Annotated in this window: 18 protein-coding genes; 8 read left to right on the top strand and 10 right to left on the bottom strand. The window is 73.6% G+C overall.

Annotated features, from left to right (window positions below):
* Positions 1–99 precede the first annotated feature (99 nt).
* Entirely contained in the window at positions 100–303 is a 204-nt protein-coding gene (locus NHG27_RS10045) for a cold-shock protein (RefSeq protein WP_193718575.1), read from the top strand.
* Positions 304–308: 5 nt separating this feature from the next.
* Positions 309–1,799 carry a phytoene desaturase family protein gene (locus NHG27_RS10040; RefSeq protein ID WP_497016203.1) on the top strand — a complete coding sequence of 497 codons (1,491 nt, stop codon included), beginning with the start codon at positions 309–311 and terminating at the stop codon, positions 1,797–1,799.
* 24 nt (positions 1,800–1,823) lie between these two features.
* Here the strand turns inward: NHG27_RS10040 and NHG27_RS10035 are convergent, their stop codons facing one another.
* Positions 1,824–3,278, bottom strand: a complete 1,455-nt coding sequence (locus tag NHG27_RS10035; protein ID WP_497016202.1) for a glycoside hydrolase family 15 — start codon at positions 3,276–3,278, stop codon at positions 1,824–1,826.
* 236 nt (positions 3,279–3,514) lie between these two features.
* Here NHG27_RS10035 and groL point away from each other — a divergent pair, with 236 nt between their 5' ends.
* Together groL and NHG27_RS10025 are read left to right on the top strand one after the other, a co-directional pair.
* Complete coding sequence (groL, locus tag NHG27_RS10030) at positions 3,515–5,149, top strand: chaperonin GroEL (protein WP_193718577.1); 1,635 nt, start codon at positions 3,515–3,517, stop codon at positions 5,147–5,149.
* Positions 5,150–5,362: 213 nt separating this feature from the next.
* A complete protein-coding gene (locus NHG27_RS10025) occupies positions 5,363–6,526 on the top strand; it encodes a FecCD family ABC transporter permease (RefSeq protein WP_497016201.1) in 1,164 nt (387 codons plus the stop codon).
* A gap of 28 nt (positions 6,527–6,554) precedes the next feature.
* On the opposite strand, the gene NHG27_RS10020 is transcribed toward NHG27_RS10025, so the two are convergent.
* Complete coding sequence (locus NHG27_RS10020) at positions 6,555–7,388, bottom strand: 4'-phosphopantetheinyl transferase family protein (protein WP_497016200.1); 834 nt, start codon at positions 7,386–7,388, stop codon at positions 6,555–6,557.
* Between the two features lie 63 nt (positions 7,389–7,451).
* Complete coding sequence (locus NHG27_RS10015) at positions 7,452–7,862, bottom strand: RidA family protein (RefSeq protein WP_497016199.1); 411 nt, start codon at positions 7,860–7,862, stop codon at positions 7,452–7,454.
* Between the two features lie 80 nt (positions 7,863–7,942).
* On the opposite strand from NHG27_RS10015, the gene NHG27_RS10010 reads away from it, so the two are divergent.
* Complete coding sequence (locus NHG27_RS10010) at positions 7,943–8,401, top strand: winged helix-turn-helix transcriptional regulator (protein ID WP_497016198.1); 459 nt, start codon at positions 7,943–7,945, stop codon at positions 8,399–8,401.
* On the opposite strand, the gene NHG27_RS10005 is transcribed toward NHG27_RS10010, so the two are convergent.
* The 5 genes from NHG27_RS10005 to NHG27_RS09985 all read right to left on the bottom strand — a co-directional run bounded on the left by NHG27_RS10005 (position 8,347) and on the right by NHG27_RS09985 (position 13,854).
* Positions 8,347–9,942 (bottom strand): outer membrane protein assembly factor BamB family protein, encoded by a 1,596-nt coding sequence (locus NHG27_RS10005; RefSeq protein WP_497016197.1) that lies wholly within the window; start codon positions 9,940–9,942, stop codon positions 8,347–8,349. The genes NHG27_RS10010 and NHG27_RS10005 overlap by 55 nt on opposite strands.
* Positions 9,943–10,008: 66 nt before the next feature.
* Positions 10,009–10,299 carry a WXG100 family type VII secretion target gene (locus NHG27_RS10000; protein WP_497016196.1) on the bottom strand — a complete coding sequence of 97 codons (291 nt, stop codon included), beginning with the start codon at positions 10,297–10,299 and terminating at the stop codon, positions 10,009–10,011.
* A gap of 206 nt (positions 10,300–10,505) precedes the next feature.
* A complete protein-coding gene (locus NHG27_RS09995; protein ID WP_193718586.1) occupies positions 10,506–11,243 on the bottom strand; it encodes an HD domain-containing protein in 738 nt (245 codons plus the stop codon).
* A 62-nt stretch (positions 11,244–11,305) separates the two neighbouring features.
* Positions 11,306–13,108 (bottom strand): sensor histidine kinase, encoded by a 1,803-nt coding sequence (locus NHG27_RS09990; protein ID WP_497016195.1) that lies wholly within the window; start codon positions 13,106–13,108, stop codon positions 11,306–11,308.
* The gene (locus NHG27_RS09985) at positions 13,105–13,854 is read right to left on the bottom strand and encodes a response regulator transcription factor (RefSeq protein ID WP_056645367.1); all 750 of its coding nucleotides are present in this window, start codon (positions 13,852–13,854) and stop codon (positions 13,105–13,107) included. The genes NHG27_RS09990 and NHG27_RS09985 overlap by 4 nt, the downstream gene beginning before the upstream one ends.
* Positions 13,855–13,991: 137 nt before the next feature.
* Between NHG27_RS09985 and NHG27_RS09980 the strand changes: the two genes are divergently transcribed.
* Complete coding sequence (locus NHG27_RS09980) at positions 13,992–15,191, top strand: winged helix DNA-binding domain-containing protein (protein ID WP_497016194.1); 1,200 nt, start codon at positions 13,992–13,994, stop codon at positions 15,189–15,191.
* 118 nt (positions 15,192–15,309) lie between these two features.
* Here NHG27_RS09980 and NHG27_RS09975 read toward each other — a convergent pair whose 3' ends face one another.
* The gene (locus tag NHG27_RS09975) at positions 15,310–15,918 is read right to left on the bottom strand and encodes an NYN domain-containing protein (protein ID WP_497016193.1); all 609 of its coding nucleotides are present in this window, start codon (positions 15,916–15,918) and stop codon (positions 15,310–15,312) included.
* A gap of 125 nt (positions 15,919–16,043) precedes the next feature.
* Between NHG27_RS09975 and NHG27_RS09970 the strand changes: the two genes are divergently transcribed.
* On the top strand, positions 16,044–16,802 hold the full coding sequence (locus NHG27_RS09970) for a type 1 glutamine amidotransferase (protein ID WP_497016192.1): 759 nt from the start codon (positions 16,044–16,046) through the stop codon (positions 16,800–16,802).
* A gap of 179 nt (positions 16,803–16,981) precedes the next feature.
* Positions 16,982–17,281: a Dabb family protein gene (locus tag NHG27_RS09965; RefSeq protein ID WP_497016191.1), complete on the top strand. Its 300-nt coding sequence runs from the start codon at positions 16,982–16,984 to the stop codon at positions 17,279–17,281.
* 63 nt (positions 17,282–17,344) lie between these two features.
* On the opposite strand, the gene NHG27_RS09960 is transcribed toward NHG27_RS09965, so the two are convergent.
* Entirely contained in the window at positions 17,345–18,142 is a 798-nt protein-coding gene (locus NHG27_RS09960; RefSeq protein WP_193718591.1) for a PspA/IM30 family protein, read from the bottom strand.
* Between the last annotated feature and the right edge of the window lie 45 nt (positions 18,143–18,187).

Genomic DNA, 18,187 nt, shown 5'->3' with positions numbered 1-18,187 from the left:
GCTTTCGGCGCGTGAGCCCTGCCACTAGGCTCGGACGCACCCCGGGACGCTGGTGTCCCGAGGTCCGTACGCAGGTCCGCACCCCGCGAGGAGACGCAGATGGCTCAGGGCACCGTGAAGTGGTTCAACGCCGAGAAGGGCTTCGGGTTCATCACCCCGGCCGCCGGCGGTCCGGACCTGTTCGTCCACTACAGCTCGATCCAGAGCGACGGCTACCGGTCCCTCGACGAGGGCCAGCAGGTCGAGTACGAGCAGGGGCAGGGCCAGAAGGGCCCGCAGGCCGAGCAGGTGCGCGCGCTCTGAGTGCCGTGACCCCAGCTCGTCACCTGGCCGAGGTGGACGTCGTCGTCGTCGGTTCCGGGCCCAACGGGCTCGCCGCGGCGGTCACGTGCGCTCGGGCGGGGCTGTCCGTGCGCGTCCTGGAGGCGCAGCCCACGGTCGGTGGCGGGTCCCGCACGCTCGAGCTGGGGCTGGCCGAGGGCATGGTCCACGACATCTGCTCGGCCGTGCACCCCATGGCGTGGGCCTCGCCGTTCTTCCAGGCGTTCGACCTGCCCTCGCGCGGGGTCGAGCTGCTCGTCCCGGAGGTCTCGTACGCCCAGCCGCTGCCGGGGGGCCGGGCGGGGGTCGCGTACCGGGACCTCGACCGGACGGTCGACGGGCTGGGGCCCGACGGCGCCGCGTGGCGCTCGCTCGTCGGCTCGCTGTCCCGGAACCCCGGGCACGCGGTCGCGACGGCCCTCTTCGACAAGCGCAGCATCCCCACGGGCCTCCTTCCGCGCGGCGTCCCGACCGCGGCGCGGTTCGCCCTCGGGGTCCTCGAGCAGGGCACGGGCCTGTGGGACCGGCGGTTCGTGGGGGACGTCGCGCCGGCGCTCCTGACGGGCGTCGCGGCGCACGGCATCGCCCCCATGCCGTCGCTCGCCTCGGCCGGGGTCGCGATGCTCCTCGCGTCCCTCGCGCACAGCGAGGGTGGCTGGCCCGTCCCGCGCGGCGGCTCGGGGGCGATCGTGACCGCGCTGGTCGCAGACCTCGAGGCGCACGGGGGCCAGGTCGTGACCGACCACCCGGTCCGTTCGGAGTCGGACCTCCCGCCGGCGCGCGCGATCATCTTCGACACGACCCCGCGCACGGTCGTCGAGGTCTTCGGGTCCCGCCTGACGGGACGGGCCGCACGTGCGCTCACGGCGTTCCCGTACGGCAACGCGGCGGCCAAGGTCGACTTCGTCCTGCGCGGGCCCGTCCCGTGGCAGCACGCCGACGTCGGGCGGGCGGGAACCGTCCACGTCGGTGGCACGCGGGCCCAGATGGCCGCCGCCGAGGCCGCGGTCGCCGAGGGGCGGCACGCCGAGCGTCCCATGGTGCTCGTGAGCGACCCGACCGTCGTCGACCCGTCGCGCCGGGTGGGGGACCTGCGCCCCCTGTGGGCGTACGCGCACGTCCCTGCCGGCTCGACGGTCGACGTCACCGAGGCCGTCACGGCCCAGGTCGAACGGTTCGCGCCCGGTTTCCGCGACGTCGTCGTGTCCTCGCGCTGCGTGCCCGCCGCGCGCATGAGCGAGCACAACGCGAACTACGTGGGCGGCGACATCTCGGCCGGGGCCGTCAACCTGTGGCGCATGGTCGCCCGCCCGACCGCACGCCTCGACCCGTACGCGACGGGGCTCGACGGGGTCTACCTGTGCTCGGCCTCGACGCCTCCGGGCCCCGGGGTCCACGGGCTCGGCGGCTGGTACGCGGCGCAGCGCGTGCTGCGCCGGGAGTTCGACGTGCCTCACCTGCCACGGTTGGCGCCCTGACCTCTGGGTCCGGGCCCTGGCGGCTCAGGGGAGCGTCGCGCCCGCCGCGCGCTGGTCCTCGAGCTCGGCCAGCGTCAGCACGACGAGCGACGCGCTCCACGTGAGGGGGGCGACCGCGGCGGGGGACCCGTCCGCGAGGACCTTCTCCGGGATGGCCCCGGAGGCCGTCCGGTGCTGGTCGAGCCAGTCGAGCCAGCTCTCCGCGACCTCGATCTCTCCCGTCGAGGCGCCCGCCAGGGCGAACAGCGCGGTCTGCGGCGTCCAGGAGATCCCGTCGGTGCGCCACCCGGCTCCGGGGGCGACGCCGCCCGCAGGGCGCAGCATGGACATGACCGACGATCGCCACGCCTCGTCGGCGCCGCTCAGCGCCGTGGGCTGGAACGGTGGCAGGGCGAACGTGGTCGCGGCGTCCTGCGGCCCGCCGGACGCGTGCCGCGGGTACCCCTGGGGGCCGAACCGTTCCTCGACCGCGGCCCGCAGCCGGAGCGCTGCGCGGGCCGCGTCGGCCGCCCGGTCCCAGCGCTCGGCGTCGGCGTAGATCGACAGGGCCCCCTCGAGGCCTGCGAGCAGCGGGGCCGCGGTGCCGAGCGTGAGCTCGGTCGGGTGGACCTCCCAGTAGTCGCTCGACGGCGGCGGCAGGGCGGTCTCCGGGTCGAGGAGCCCCAGCACGTAGTCGGTCGACGCGTCGACGAGCGGGGCGAGGCGCTCGTGCGCCGCGGCGCGTTCGCCGGGGTCCTCGATCTCGTCGATCACGGTCCACGCGGACCACAGGGCCCACCCGTTGCCGTCGGACTGGAGGCCGCGCTCGTCCGGGACCCCGGACGCGTCGGGGAGGTAGCGTGCGTGGAACGAGCCGTCGGGCTCCTGGACCGAGCGCAGGAAGTCGAGCACGCGCAAGGCGTCGTCGACGTGCCCCGTCCGGGCGTACGCGGCCGCGGTGAACGAGGAGTCGCGCGGCCACACGTAGCGCCAGCGCGGGGAGGCGGCCGCGAGGGAGGCCCCGTTCGTGAGCGTCATCGCGTGCATGTCGAGCAGGGCGCTCTCCCCGAGGTCCGCGAACCGGGTGCCGGCGCCGGGGACGTCTCCCGCTGCGAGCCAGGCACGCGACGCGTCCGCGGCGCGCCGGGCGGCGCGGGGGTCCAGGAGCTGGTCGGTCGCGAGCGTCGAGCCGGCGACCACGGTCAGCCGGTCGACCTCGCCGTCCGCCGGGTCGAGGCCGGTCGCGAGCCAGGCCGGGTCGAGCGCCGCGGGGTCGAGGACCCGGCTCCCGTCGAGGTAGGTGGCCGCCATGTCCCGGGGGAGGCGGAGCAGGGAGTCGGCGCCGGCCGTGGCGACGCCGTCCTGGTAGAGGTCGACCTGCGCGTCGGTCGGGAGCGGGGCGGGGGTCGCGCCCGCGGTGGCCAGCACGACGACGGGGGCGATCGCCGCCCCCAGCACCGCCAGCCGCCACCTCGTCGTCGCGAACCTCACGCTAGGCATCCTAGGGCGAGGCGGACGCTCGTCGTTCCGCTGGGGGCGATAGGGGCTGCCCGGTCTTGCACTCGCACCGGGGGAGTGCCAATAATGGCGTTAGCACTCTCGTCATGAGAGTGACAGAATTCTCTGGTCGTCAGGTGAGGCCCGCGAGTCGGCGTGACATGAACGCCGGTGTGCGCGAGCCGTCCGTCGCGGGCGCCGACCGACCGCCACACGCCACCAGCGGAGGATCAATCCCCATGGCAAAGATCATCGCCTTCAACGAGGAGGCTCGTCGCGGGATGGAGCGCGGGCTCAACGTCCTCGCCGACACCGTGAAGGTCACGCTCGGCCCCAAGGGCCGCAACGTCGTCCTCGACAAGAAGTGGGGCGCGCCCACCATCACCAACGATGGTGTGAGCATCGCCAAGGAGATCGAGCTCGACGACCCGTACGAGAAGATCGGTGCGGAGCTCGTCAAGGAGGTCGCCAAGAAGACCGACGACGTCGCGGGTGACGGCACCACCACCGCGACCGTGCTCGCCCAGGCGCTCGTGCGCGAGGGCCTGCGCAACGTCGCGGCCGGGTCCAACCCGATCGCCCTCAAGCGCGGTATCGAGAAGGCTGTCGAGGCCGTGACGGCCCAGCTGCTCGTCGCCGCCAAGGAGATCGAGACCAAGGAAGAGATCGCCGCCACGGCCGCGATCTCGGCCGGTGACCCCGCGATCGGCGAGCTCATCGCCGAGGCCCTCGACAAGGTGGGCAAGGAAGGCGTCATCACCGTCGAGGAGTCGAACACGTTCGGCCTCGAGCTCGAGCTCACCGAGGGCATGCGCTTCGACAAGGGCTTCCTGGCCCGCTACTTCGAGACCGACCCCGAGCGTCAGGAAGCGGTCCTCGAGGACCCGTACGTGCTGATCGTCGAGTCGAAGATCTCGAACGTCAAGGACCTGCTGCCGCTGCTCGACCAGGTCATGAAGGCCGGCCGCAGCCTCCTCATCATCGCCGAGGACGTCGAGGGCGAGGCCCTGGCCACCCTCGTGCTGAACAAGATCCGTGGCACGTTCAAGTCCGTCGCCGTCAAGGCTCCGGGCTTCGGCGACCGCCGCAAGGCCATGCTGCAGGACATCGCGATCCTCACGGGTGGCCAGGTCATCTCCGAGACGGTCGGCCTCAAGCTGGAGACCGCGACCCTCGACCTGCTCGGCCAGGCTCGCAAGGTCGTCGTCACCAAGGACGAGACCACGATCGTCGAGGGTGCCGGCGACGCCGACCTCATCGCGGGTCGCGTGAACCAGATCCGTTCCGAGATCGAGAAGTCGGACTCCGACTACGACCGCGAGAAGCTCCAGGAGCGCCTCGCCAAGCTCGCCGGTGGTGTCGCGGTCATCAAGGCCGGTGCCGCGACCGAGGTGGAGCTCAAGGAGCGCAAGCACCGCATCGAGGACGCCGTCCGCAACGCGAAGGCTGCCGTCGAGGAGGGCATCGTCGCCGGTGGTGGCGTGGCCCTCATCCAGGCCGGTGCCGTGGCGTTCGAGACCTCGGCGATCACCGACCTGGTCGGTGACGAGGCGACCGGTGCGCAGATCGTGCGCGCCGCGATCGACGCCCCGCTCAAGCAGATCGCGATCAACGCGGGTCTCGAGGGTGGCGTCGTGGCCGAGAAGGTCCGCAACCTCCCCTCGGGCCACGGCCTGAACGCCGCGACCGGCGTCTACGAGGACCTGCTCGCCGCAGGCGTCAACGACCCGGTCAAGGTCACGCGCTCCGCGCTGCAGAACGCTGCGTCGATCGCCGCGCTGTTCCTCACGACCGAGGCGGTCGTCGCGGACAAGCCGGAGAAGAACCAGCCGATGCCGGGTGGCGACGGCGGCATGGGCGGCATGGACTTCTGATCCGTCCGCTCGCGCGGCCGGGCTCGTAGGAGCCCGCGCAGCCGACTCGAAGGGCCGTCCGGCCAGGGAGACCTGGCCGGGCGGCCCTTCGTCGTCCCCGGGGCCTCGACCGCAGGGATCGAGATGGCAGATTGTCGCCATCTGTCCGTTCCGTGGACGGGGTCTTCCGAGCGGGTGAAGTCTGTGCTGAGGTCTACCTCAGTGAGGAAAGGTTTGACCGCTCATGACCACGCACCTCGCGAACGGCTCCCGGCCCCGACCGAGGAGGTGCCGGAGGGGCGCTGCTCCGACGACCCGAAGAGGCGCCCCCGCGTCCTGGGGCCGTCCGGGCGGCTCGAGCGCGCCCTCGCACCCCTGCGGCGGCACCCGGGCAGCCGTCGTCAGGTCCTGGTCGGCGCGGGGCTCGTCGCGCTGGTGCTCGGGCTGTTCGTCGCCTCGATCATGGTCGGCGAGTACGTGCTGCCCGCGGGCGACGTGGTCCGGACGCTGCTCGGCGCGGGAGACCCGGGCGACCGGTTCGTGGTCCTGGGCCTGCGCGCCCCGCGCGCCCTGACCGCGCTCGTCGTGGGCTTCGCGCTCGGTGCCGCCGGGGCGATCACGCAGTCCGTGGCGCGCAACCCGCTCGCGAGCCCCGACATCCTGGGCGTCACCGCCGGGGCCACCGCCGCCGCGGTCGCGGCCATCGTGCTCGCCGGAACGGGCACGGGCGCGGTCGGAGGGTTCCTGATCGCGTCCGGGCTGCCGGTCGTCGCCGTCCTCGGCGGCCTGGTCGCGACCGCGCTCGTCTGCGCGCTCGCGTGGCGCGGCGGGATCGAGGGGTACCGGCTCGTGCTCGTGGGGCTCGGGGTCAACGCGGGTGCGTCGGCGATCACGTCGTGGCTCCTGGTGCGGGCCGAGCTGCCGGACCTCAACGCGGCCCTCGTCTGGATGACCGGGAGCCTCAACCGGGCGAGCCTCGCGATCGTCGGCCCGGTCGCTGCCGTGGTCGTGGTCGCCGTCGTGCTCAGCGCGCTCTCGACCCGCTGGCTCGCGGTCCTGCGCTTCGACTCGCGCGTGATCGTGGGCCTGGGCGTCCGCCGGTCGGCCGCCCAGCTGGTGCAGATCGGGCTGGCCGTGGTCCTCGCGGCAGCCGCGACCGCTGCGGCCGGGCCCGTCCCGTTCGTCGCGTTCGTCGCGCCCCAGATCGCGTGGCTGGCGCTCGCGGCCCAGGGCCCGCCCCCGCTCGGCGCCGGGCTCGTGGGGGCGTGCGTGGTCCTCGCGGCGGATCTCGGGGCGCGTTCGCTGCCCGTGGACCTGCCGGTCGGGGTCGTGACCTCGGCGGTCGGCGCGCCGTTCCTGCTGTGGCTGCTCCTGCGCGAGAGCCGCGAGGTGCGCTGAGGGGGCGGTGCGCCGAGCGCACCGGGCCTCAGGGGAGGCCGAGCCGGGCGGTCGCCCCGGCACCGTGCCGTGCGAGGAGCGTCGACCCGGCGCAGAGCGTGACCGTCCCGAGCGCGACGGCGGCGAGGGACGAGGTGCCGTCGTCGGGTCCGCCCCGGACGACGGAGCCCGTCGCGCGGAGCGTCTGCTGCAGGCCCACGTCCGAGACCGCGAGCCGATCTGGCGCGGGGAGCGCGCCCCCGCTGCGGACGACCGCCGCCGGGCGGTCCGCCCGGGACAGGAGCAGGTCGTCGCGCGGCGCGAGCAGCCCCGTGCCGACCGCCTTGAGCACGGCCTCGCGGCGCACCCACGACCGCGTGAACGTCACGGCGTCCCAGCCACCGACCGGGACCTCTTCCGGGGGGACGGCGTCGAGCAGGTCCCGGAGATGGTCCCGGGCCGGTGCCGTGGACTCGACGTCCACGCCGACGTCCACGCCCGCTGCGAGGTCCGGGTCGCCGTCGCTCGTGGCGTCGCCCGCGACGCCTCGGGAGCTGGTCACGGTCCCGACGACCGCGACCAGCACCCAGCCGCCCGCGTGGGCGATCGAGAACGACGGTGCCCCCTCGACGAACGGCCGGCCAGGGGAGGCGCCGTCCCGCCGCCCCAGCCGGACCGTGACGTCGGCCGGGTCGACGCCCAGGCGTTCGCCCAGCGCTGCGCGGACCAGGGCCCGGCCGGTGACGAAGCGCCGGCGGTCCTCCTCGTGCCGGAACGTGGCTGCCCTCAGCCCCTCGTCGCGGGAGAGCCATCCAGCGGCTCCCGTCGCACCGGGTGCGGCGCACCAGACGGTGACGCTCGCGGTCAGGAGGGGAGTCGGCACGTCGACACTCTAGGGGCCGGGACGGTCCCTGGGGCTGCGAGAGCGGTGTGTGATCCGTGCGTCTCAGTCGAGCACGGCTGTCGCCTCGACCTCGACGAGGACATGAGGTTCGAACAGGGCCTCGACACCGATGAGCGAGGAGGGCGGCATGGGCTGCGGGATCTGGAGGCGGGCGGCGACGGTCTCGATGCCGGCCAGGAACTCGCCCATCCTGTCGGGCGTCCAGCGGGCGACGTAGAACGTGAGACGGACCACGTCGCGGAACGTGGCCCCTGCCGCCTCGAGCCCGTTCGCGGTGCTCACGAGCGCTTGCGCGACCTGCCCGGCGAGGTCGTCCGGGTCGACCGGTCGACCGTCGTGGCCCGCGGCGACCTGCCCGGCGACGTGCACCTGGCGGGTTCCGGTGCTGATCGCGACGTGGTGATAGGGAGTGCCCGCCACCAGGGTGGCAGGGGAGAGGAGACTGACGGTCATGGGTGGTCCTTCGTCGATGGTCGGGGTGGTACCCCAGTGATACGTGGTTGCCGAAGGACACTTCAACGAGACTAGGTCTCGTGACAGAAACCTCTCGCCATGCCGGCGACCGTCTGGAGATCACTGTTTCGCACCGGGACCTGCTCGGCCAGGTGCTGGACAAGTGGTCGGTCCACGTCCTCGACGAGCTCTGCGAACGCCCTTCCCGCTTCAACGAGCTACGCCGCGCGATCCCCGCCGTCACGCAGAAGTCCCTCACGGCCACCCTGCGCCGGCTGGAGCGCAACGGGATCGTCGAGCGGGTCGTGGTCCGCTCGCGCCCGGTCGCCGTCGAGTACCGCATCTCAGCGCTGGGCAAGTCGCTCCGGACACCGATCGACGCGCTTCTCGGGTGGGTCGCGACGTATGGCGAGGACGTCGAACGCGCCCGCGACCGGTTCGACGACGAGGCCGCGCACGAGCCGGAGGCACGCGGCGCGCAGGGTCAGCCGACCCTGCTCACCCGCTTCTCGGAGAGCTGGAGCAGCGCACCCCGGTAGCCGACCATGCCCACGTCCTGGGTGTCCGTGCCGGTCCACAGCACCTCGCCGGTCGCGAGGTCGTACCCGACGGACCGGGCGGACCCGTCGGCGGTGCGGGAGAGGACGACCATCTGGGCACCGTCGGTGGCGGCCCCGAACGGGTAGACCGAGTCCTCGCCGGGCACGGTCCACAGCGTGCGGCCCGTCGCTGGGTCGATCGCGGTCAGGCCGTTCGCGCCGTCGTCGACGACCATGGCGACGCTCGTGTGCACGTGCAGCGTGCTGCCGGACGTCGAGACCTGCCAGAGCTGCCTACCGTCGGGGTGGAACGCCGCCAGGCCGCTCAGGGTGCCGACGACGACGGTGTCCTCGCTCGTCCCGTCGGAGGCGGACGGCCGGAGGATCTGCCCGGTGACCTCCCACAGTGCAGAGCCCGTGCGGTCGAGCACGACCGAGCGCATGGTCGAGGGATCGAACCGGCTCACGGTTCCCGGGGTCAACGGAAGGACCTCGTCGTCCCGGATGACGGGGTCGTCCAGACGGGTCCCGTCCGCGTCGAACGCCGCGTCGATCCCGCACCCGTCGACCGTGACGACCTGGCCCGTCGTCCGGGAGGTCACCTGGTCGAGCATGAGGGCGGCCTCGATCCCGTCGTCGAGCACCTGGCACTCCCAGGCCTGGGTCGGTGCGACGAACGGCACCCGGTTCTCCCAGAGCACGTCCCCCGAGAGCGCGTCCTCCAGCGTCACGACGACCTCTCGCCCTCCGGGCGCCTCGACGAAGGTGGCGTCCCCGTTCTCGTCGTAGAGCTCGAGAGGGCCGACCGGTGGACCGACGGGGCCGTCGCGGCGGACGTGGACGACCGTGCTGCCCGGCCCCACCGCGTACCCCGATGCCTCGTCGACCGCGCCGAGCTCTCGGCTCCCCGTGACCTGCCCGTCCGCGCCCAGCACCGAGACCACCATGGCGTCCGGGGTACCGGACAGGCACAGCAGGGGCCCCTCGTCCGGGGTGAAGGCCGACCAGTAGACGTCTCGGCCGCAGAACGCCTGCGGCCCGACGGTCGTCTGCCACACCTCCTGACCGGTCAGGACGTCGACGGCGGTGACCGTCTCGCTCGTGCCGGCGGCGTCGCGGCGCAGGAGCATGCCCCCGAACGGCATCCAGACGTGGTCACCGGTGTCCAGGGACCACAGCTCGCGCGGGGGCCCGGTGAACGGCAGCACGCCGCCCTTGCTCGCGACGAGCCGCGCCGCGGTGCGTCGCTCCTCGATCTTCCCGCCGATCGCGAGCCCGCCGACCACGAGGGCGAGGACGGCGGCGCCGGCCGCCCACGGCGTCCAGCGGACCGTCCTCCTGCCCGACGGCGGGTCCCCCGCCCCGGGCGGGCCCTCGTCCTGTCCGTCGCGACCACGCTCGTCGTCGCCCCTGCTGGTCGGGGGTTCCCCGTCCCCAGCAGGTCCCGCCGGTCCCCCCGGCGTGACGGGCTCGTGGTCCAGGTCCTCGACGACCTCGAACGGCACCGCCCGGGGGGCGGCGGACTGGCGGCGGCGCGGCATGCAGGGGAGCCTAGCGACCCGCAGGGATCCGCACCCCCGGGGACCGGCTCGCGACGCCCGTGACCCTCAGCGCAGGAACAGCCGCGCGGCCTGGGCCTCGGCGTCGGCGTACGTCTGCGCCGCGGAGCCGAGCGCGGTCGTGATCGAGTCGAGCGCGGTCTCGACGTGCACCTGCGCGCCCTGCCACTCGACCATGACCCCGGCGAACGCCGTGGCGGCCCCGCCCTGCCAGCTCGCCTGGAGGTCCTGGAGGTTGCGCAGCATGGCGCCCACCTCGGCGCGGATGGCCATCACGGACCCTCCGACCGCCGCGCTCGCCTGCGCGACCCGTGCGCTGTCGACCTCGTACCTGCTCATGTCGTCCTGCCTCTCTCCGGTTCCGAGGGGCTCCGTCCGGGCCCCGCCCGGCGTGACGGTCGCGACCGGGTGGGCAGGACGCTAGGGGTGAGCGGCGCCGTCGGGCAGGGGCAGACGCAGCACCTGTGCGCGCGGCCTCAGGGCGCGGGCCTGTGCACGGCTCGTCCCCGTGGCGAACCGGGACACGCCGGCACGCGCCGGGCTGCTCAGTGCGGCGACGGCGCGACGAGCGCCGGCGGGGCCGACGCCTCGAGCTTCTTCTGCTCCTTGCGCAGGCGCTGCAGCTCGGCGTCCAGGTTCTGCCGCGCGGGCTCTTCCCACGCGGCACCGAGAGGGCTCGAGAACAGCGAACGGCGGTCGAGCAGCTTGGTGATGATCGCGGTGCGCGCGCGCAGGTAGTCGGCGAGCGGGATGTGCGCGTACTCGTCGCGCACGTCCTTGAGGTACTCCTTGTACCGCTGGGGCTCGGCCGCGAGCATCGCGAGGTCCGCGTCGCACAGCACCGCGCAGTCGAAGTCCGCAGGGTCCGGCGCGTGGCGCACGAGCGCGTTGACGAGGAACGCGACACGGCGGCACGCCTTCTCCGGGACCCCCAGCGCGGACAGCTGCTCGAACGCGAGCGCCGCGCTCGCGCTCTCGTCCTCGCCGCCCTTGTTGGCGTACGCGGCCTTGCGCGCCGCGTCGAAGATCGCGCCGTGGTACCAGGCCGCGAGGCGGACCACGTCGGCGTCGTGCGTCTCCTCCGCGAGCTCGTCGACGCGTCCGAGCACGTCGGCGAGGTGGCGCAGGTTGTGGAAGTGCCGGTCCGGCTGGTTCCACCGTTCGAGGAGTCCCTCGCCCACGGCGCGGATCTCCTCGAGCGGGGCCGTCGCCCCGGCGCCCTTGCAGCTACGGGTCCAGGAGGTGAGCAACCACTGCGGTGCGTCAGAGGTGGTGACGCCCATGAGATCAGCCTTCTTCGATGCGGGTACAGGGTGCGTCGACGAGCACGGATGCTCCTTCGAGCCTACGTCCGATCCGCCGACGACCCGCCATCGTAGCCCTGTGTCGGGAGTTCCACGTGAACCGTGAGGCCACCGCCCTGCGTGGGGGCCACGGAGATGTGCCCGTGGTGCGCGCCGACGATCGCCGCGACGATCGCCATGCCCAGGCCGGAGCCCCCCGAGGCGCGGTTGCGGGACGAGTCCGCGCGGTAGAACCGCTCGAACACGTGGGCCGCCTGCTCGGGCGTGATGCCGGGGCCGTGGTCACGGACCTCGAGGACCGCGACGGGCGCGGGACCGCCGCCCTCCGGCGCCTGCACACCGAGCGCGATCTCGACCGGCGTCCCGTCGGGGGTGTGCTGCGAGACGTTGCCGATGAGGTTGGCGAGCACCTGCCGCAGGCGGTCCTCGTCACCGATCACGGTGAGGTCCCTGGGCGCGTCGTCGGCCGCCCCGCCCAACCCCACGATCCGCACCTCGCGCGTCGGGTCGAGCGCGTGGAGGTCGCCTGCGGAGTCGCGTGCGAGCGCCGCCAGGTTCACGGGGTCGCGCCGGATCGGACGGCCCTCGTCGAGCCGGGCGAGCGCGAGCAGGTCGTTGACGAGCGTGCCCATGCGCGTCGCGGAGTCCTCGATGCGCCGCATGGTGTCGTCCATCTGCTCGGACGTCGTGAGGGCTCCCATCCGGTACAGCTCGCCGTAGCCGCGCACCGTCGCGAGCGGGGTGCGCAGCTCGTGGCTGGCGTCCGACACGAAGCGCCGCATCCGCGCCTCCGAGGCCTCCGAGGCCGCGAAGGCCCGCTCGATGTGGTTGAGCATGGTGTTGAGCGACTCCGCGAGCGAGCCGACCTCGGTGCTCGGCGGGGCGGGCCGCACGCGGCGTGTCAGGTCGCCACCGGCGATGTCCGCGGCGGCCTCCTCGATCTCGCGCAGCGGGCGCAGCGCACGCTTGACCGCGAGGTACGCGACCGCGCCACCGATCAGCGCGATCCCCAGGGCACTGACCGCGAGCGTCCTGCCGAGCACCTTGACGGTCTCGTGGATGCCGCTGAGCGGGAGCGCGACGAAGGCGGTCGAACCGTCGCCCTTGATGAGCGGCATGACCCGCCACTGCGTCGGGTCCGTCGGGACGATGAACCCGATCGACTTCGGGCCGACGGTGAACGGCTCGCCGACGATGCGCTGGACCTCCTCGGTCGACATCGCCGGGATGTCGGGCGCCCCGAAACGCTCGACGGTGTCCGTGTCGTACAGCGGACTGCTCACGCCGGACGAGAGGCGGTAGACGATGTAGTAGTCGCTGGGCAGGGCGCCCTCGCCCTGGCTGAACTGGCTCAGAGGGTTGTTCGCGACGTTCTCCGAGGTCCGCTGGAGCTGCTGGTCGACCTGCCCCACGAGGTACTGCGCGACCACGGTCGTCGTCGCGAGAGCCGTGATGCCCAGGCCCGCGGCGAGCAGCAGCGCGATGATCGCGACGAGCCGCGCGCGCAGAGGCACCCGGGCGAACCAGCCCCAGTTCTCGGTGGGGACGGGCCTGCCGTAGGGCCGGGGCTCGTCGGGCGAGGGGACGGTCGGCGCGTCGTGCGCGGCAGGGCTGGGCCCACCGGCACCGCTCGGGTCGGCACCGCTGGGGCCGGCACCGCTCGGGCCGTCGCCGCGGCCCGACGGCGCGGCCCTGGTCCCAGGACGCGCCGCACCCTGGGTGAGGGGCGTCGAGGAGGGGCGTGACGTCGTCGGGCCGGGGGGCGGGGGGACCGGCGGCAGCGCGCCCGAGGAGCCCGGCGACCCGGGCGCGCTGCCGGGCGACGAGGGCGGAGACGTGCTCATGACCTGCGGGCGCTCCCCGACTCCGGGGGCGTGCGCAGCAGGTACCCGACGCCGCGCTTGGTGTGGATGAGCGGCTGGACGGGCTCCTCGGTGCCGTCGGGACCGGTCACCGTGAGGTTGTCGATCTTGCGACGCAGGTAGGAGATGTAGGACTCGACGATGTTCGCGTCGCCGCCCCAGTCGTACTGCCAGACGTGGTCGAGGATCTGCGACTTCGAGAGCACGCGGCCCGCGTTGAGCATGAGGTAGCGCAGCAGCTTGAACTCGGTCGGCGACAGGTCCACGACCTGGCCCGCGCGCCGCACCTCGTGCGAGTCCTCGTCGAGCTCGAGGTCGGCGAAGCGCAGCACCGCGGTGTCCTCGGGCTCCGCGTGCGTGCGGCGCAGCACCGCACGGATGCGAGCCACGACCTCCTCGAGGCTGAAGGGCTTGGTCACGTAGTCGTCGCCGCCGACCGTGAGGCCCGTGACCTTGTCCTGCGTGTCGTCGCGCGCCGTGAGGAAGAGCACGGGCGTGTGCTGACCCGTGGCACGCATGCGGCGCGTCACGGTGAACCCGTCCATGTCGGGAAGCATGACGTCCAGGACCACGAGGTCCGGCTCGACGTCGCGCACGAGCTTGAGCGCGCTCGTGCCGTCCGCGGCCGCGAAGACCTCGAAACCGGCGAAACGCAGCGACGTGGACAGCAGCTCACGGATGTTGGGCTCGTCGTCGACCACGACCAGCCGTGCCTCGGGTTCGCTCATGGTTCCAGTGTGCGACCGAACCCTGGGAGTCGCCTGGGCGGCAGCGGTGGGCCCGGGCCGTGGGTGGCGTGCCGGAGCATGGTGCCGCGGGCCGACCCGGTCCTGACACGAGGCCGTCGAGGCGGGAGGATGCAGGCATGCGGATCAGCGACGACCAGAGGAGGGCGCGCCTCGTCGCGCACCAGCTCGACCTCGGGGCGGGCGGTCCCGCCCCGGAGAGCACGGTCGAGGGCGTCGTCGACCGGCTCGTCGCCCTCCACGCGACCGACGCGCCCAGCGTCTACCTGTCCGTCCTCGCGCGCGTCCCCGGGCTGCGCATCGAGGACGTGCAGGCCGCGATGTACGACCGGCGCTCCCTGGTGCGCGTCCTCGCGATGCGCCGCACCCTGTTCGTCGTGCCCCGCGACCAGGTGCCGGTCGTCCACGCCGGGGCGAGCGCCGCCGTCGGGCGCCGGCTGCGGGCACGCCTCCTCAAGGAGCTCGCGACCCTCCCCACGGACCCGCCCGTGACCGACGCCGCGGCCTTCCTGGAGCACGCCGAGGAGCAGGTCCACGACGCGCTGGCCCAGCACGGGCCGCTGACCGGGGCACAGCTCTCGGCGCGGGCCCCCGTGCTGCGGACCGCGTTCCTGCCCACCACGACCAGGTCCTGGGACGTGCGGCGCTCGCTCACCTCTCCGCTGCTGTCGCTGCTGTCGGCCGAGGGGCGGATCGTGCGGGGGGAGCCGACCGGCGGGTGGTCCTCCAACCGTTTCCTGTGGCGGCCCGTCGAGGACTGGCTGCCCGGCGGGGTTCCCGCGCTGGACGAGGCCGAGGCCCGGGTGCGGCTCGCGCACGACTGGCTCGAGGCGTTCGGCCCCGCGACCGTCGCGGACCTCCAGTGGTGGACCGGGTGGAACCTGGGCCAGACCCGTGCCGCGCTCGCGGCGCTCGACGTGCGCGAGGTCGAGCTCGACGGGCTCGGGGCAGGCGTCGCGCTGCGGTCCTCCGACCTGACGCCCGCCCCCGGGGCCGCTGCCGGGCACGTCGCCCTGCTGCCCTCCCTCGACCCCACGGCCATGGGGTGGAAGCACCGCGACTGGTACCTGGGCCCGCACCGGGAGCACCTGTTCGACACGGCCGGGAACATCGGCGCGACCGTCTGGTGGGAGGGGCGCATCGTCGGCGCGTGGGCCGTGCGCCCCGACGGGTCGCCCGCGGTGCGTCTCCTCGAGGACGTCGGGGCCGACGGCGTGGCCGCCGTCGACGCCGAGGCCCGGCGGATCACCGGGCTCCTCGACGGCGGAGGCGTGACCGCGTCGTTCCCCACGCCGCTGTACCGCGAGCTGCGGGGCTGATCCCGCCCGGCCCGCCAGGCCCGCCTGGCCCGCCCGGCCGCTGGCGGGACGCAGGAGGGCGGGGCGGCGCGACGTGCGCAGCCCCGCCCTCCGGTGGGCCCGACGACCCGGGACGGACTCAGAGGTAGCGCAGCGGGTCGAACTCCTCGAGCGGGATGATCCGGACGCGCGGCAGGACCGTCTGGAACGCGCCCACGTTGTCCTCCAGGTCGTAGAAGCTCAGGCCTCGCGACGCGAGCTCGGTGAACCGCGAGTTCACGAACTCGCGGAAGCACAGCAGCCCCACGCGGCGGTCGGTGTCGTCGAGGAGGTCCTCGACCTGCGGGATGAAGTCGCCGTCGTGGCTCGCGAGGAGCACGTCGCCCGGGCGGTCCTGGAGCGCGTCGAGCATGCGCTGGATACCGATGTCGACGACCTTCTCGCTGCTCGACCCGGCCAGCGGGATGGGGCGGTAGCCCATCGCGAGCAGCGCCTGGACGAACGCCATGGGCATCTGCCCCGACGACGCGTTGAGGAAGAACAGGGGCGTGACGTCCTGGTTCCACAGGTTCGCCGCGAAGTCGACGATGCGGTCCCAGCGGGGACGCTCCTCGGGGTTCGGCCGGTGGCCCAGGACGCTCATGCCGAGCGTCGCGTCGATGTTCTCCCCGTCGACGATCAGGTAGGTGCGGCGCCTGGCCTCACCCTGCGTGCTGACGAGGCCGTTCGACGTGCTGGAGTCCGACATGGGGTCCAGCCTATCCGCCGTGGCAGGGCGGGCGGTCCGGCGCGTGGTCGCGTCCCCGACACGGATCGGGTCGAGGCGTGGGCACCGTTTGCACGTGAACCCCGGGTAACGAGTACCTTTCAGCGGTGAACCTCCAGCTTCTCGACCCGGTCCGGATCACGGTCGTCCAGAACTCCCCGGACGTCACCCTGGACACCTTCGCGGACCGGCTCGGTCCTGACGTCCGACTCGTGCGCCCGTTCGACGGCGAGGCCCTGCCGGACGTGACCGACCTGGGTGACGGGCTCGTGGTCCTGGGCGGGCAGATGTCCGCCTACGCCGACGACGTCGCGCCCTGGCTCCCCGCTCTCCGCGACCTGCTGAGCGCGGCCGTGATCTCCGCGGTGCCGACGCTCGGGATCTGCCTGGGTGCGCAGCTCCTCGCGGTCGCGGGCGGTGGGCACGTGCAGGTGGCCGCCCCTCCGGGCCGTGAGGTCGGTCTGACGCGCGTGTTCTGGAAGTCGGGGGCGGAGGCGGACCCGGTCCTGGGCCCGCTGGCCCGCGCCGCGGCGGGGACGGGCAAGCGGGCCCGCTCGCTCACGGTCAGCATGCACGCCGACGCCGTCATCGACCTGCCGGAGGACGCCACCTGGCTGGGCATGTCCGACATGTACCCGTACCAGGCCTTCCGCCACGGTTCGGCCCTGGGGGTCCAGTTCCACCCCGAGTCGACGCTCGACACGATCCGCCGCTGGGCCGAGGGCCACCCCGACGTGGACGCCGACGCGGTCGTGGCCGAGGCCGCCCCCTTCGAGGACGAGGTCCTCGGGACGGGCCGCCTCCTCGCGGAGTCGTTCCTCGCCGTGGTGCACGACGACGTCGCTCGCCGGGGCGTGCGGGCGTAGGTCCGGCGTCGGCGAGGCGGGCGGCCCGGGGCACCAGACGGGTGCGTGCGCACGAGACGGGTGCGCGGGGCCGTGACGGCAGGACCTGTCCGGTGCGGGACCACCCGTCTCGTGGCCGGCGGGCCGCGTGCCCTGCGTGTCCGCGGTCGCTACGGGCCGGTCGGTGGCAGGGTGTCCGGATGATCCGACACACGGTCGCCTTCCGCCTGCGCCACCCCGCGGGGTCCGCCGCCGAGGCCGACTTCCTGTCCGACGCGCGCGTCCTGGCGCAGATCCCGGGCGTCGAGAGGTTCGAGCAGCTGCGCCAGACGAGCACCAAGAACGCGTTCACGTTCGGCTTCTCGATGGAGTTCGTCGACGCCGAGGCGTACGCGGCCTACGACGGGCACCCGGACCACCGGGCGTTCGTGGCGCAGCGGTGGGTGCCCGAGGTCGAGGACTTCCTCGAGATCGACTACGAGCCGCTCACCACCGGCTGACGCGTGCGCCGCAGGACCGGGACGTCCCGGTCCTGCGGCGCACGCCGTCCCTGCGGGACGAGGTCACCAGCCCCCGGCCGGCGCGTCCTGCGTGCTCGCGTCGATCGCTGTCACGGTCGTGGGCGTGATCTGCGGCGCGGGGGAGGACCCGCCGCCCTTGAGCGCCGCGAGCCGGGCCTCGACCTCGATGTTCTCGCCCGAGGTCTCGAGCTCCTCGAACTGCGCGTCGAGGGAGGAGGCGGCGACCTCGGCCTGGCCGAGCGCGAGGGCTTCCTCGCGGCGCACCTTCTCCTCGAAGCGGGAGATCTCGCTCGTGGGGTCGAGCACGTTGATCGAGCTGATCGCGCCCTGGACGGTCTGCTGGGCCTGCGCGGACTTCTGTCGGGCGATCAGCGAGTCGCGCTTGGACCTGAGCTCGCCCAGCTTGCCCTTCATCTGCGCCAGGCCCGTCTTGAGCTTCTCGACGGTCTCGCGCTGGGACGTGATGAGCGGCTCGGCCTGCCGGACCTCGCCCTCGGCGGAGATCTGCCGCTGGAGCGCGACCTTGGCGAGGTTGTCGAACTTGTCGGCGTTCGCGGTGTCGCCCGCGGCGCGGTACTGGTCGGCCCGGGCGGAGGCGGCGGCCGCCTTGTCCCCCCACTCCCGCACGGCGGCGACGTCCTCGTTGTAGTCCTGCTCGGCGAGCCGGAGGTTGCCGATGGTCTGCGCGACGGCCTGCTCGGCGTCGGCGATGCTGTTGGTGTAGTCGCGGACGAGCTGGTCCAGCATCTTCTGCGGGTCCTCGGCGCTGTCGAGGAGCGCGTTGATGTTCGCCTTCGCCAGCTGGGTGATGCGTCCGAAGATGCTCTGCTTCTCTGCCATCGGTCGTGCCTTCCTGCTCGTGGGTACGGGTACGTGCGTGCCGTC

The organism is Oerskovia sp. 140933 (assembly GCF_059651515.1).
The sequence above is the reverse complement of the archived record's forward strand: the minus strand, read 5'-3'. Positions and strand labels throughout refer to the sequence as shown.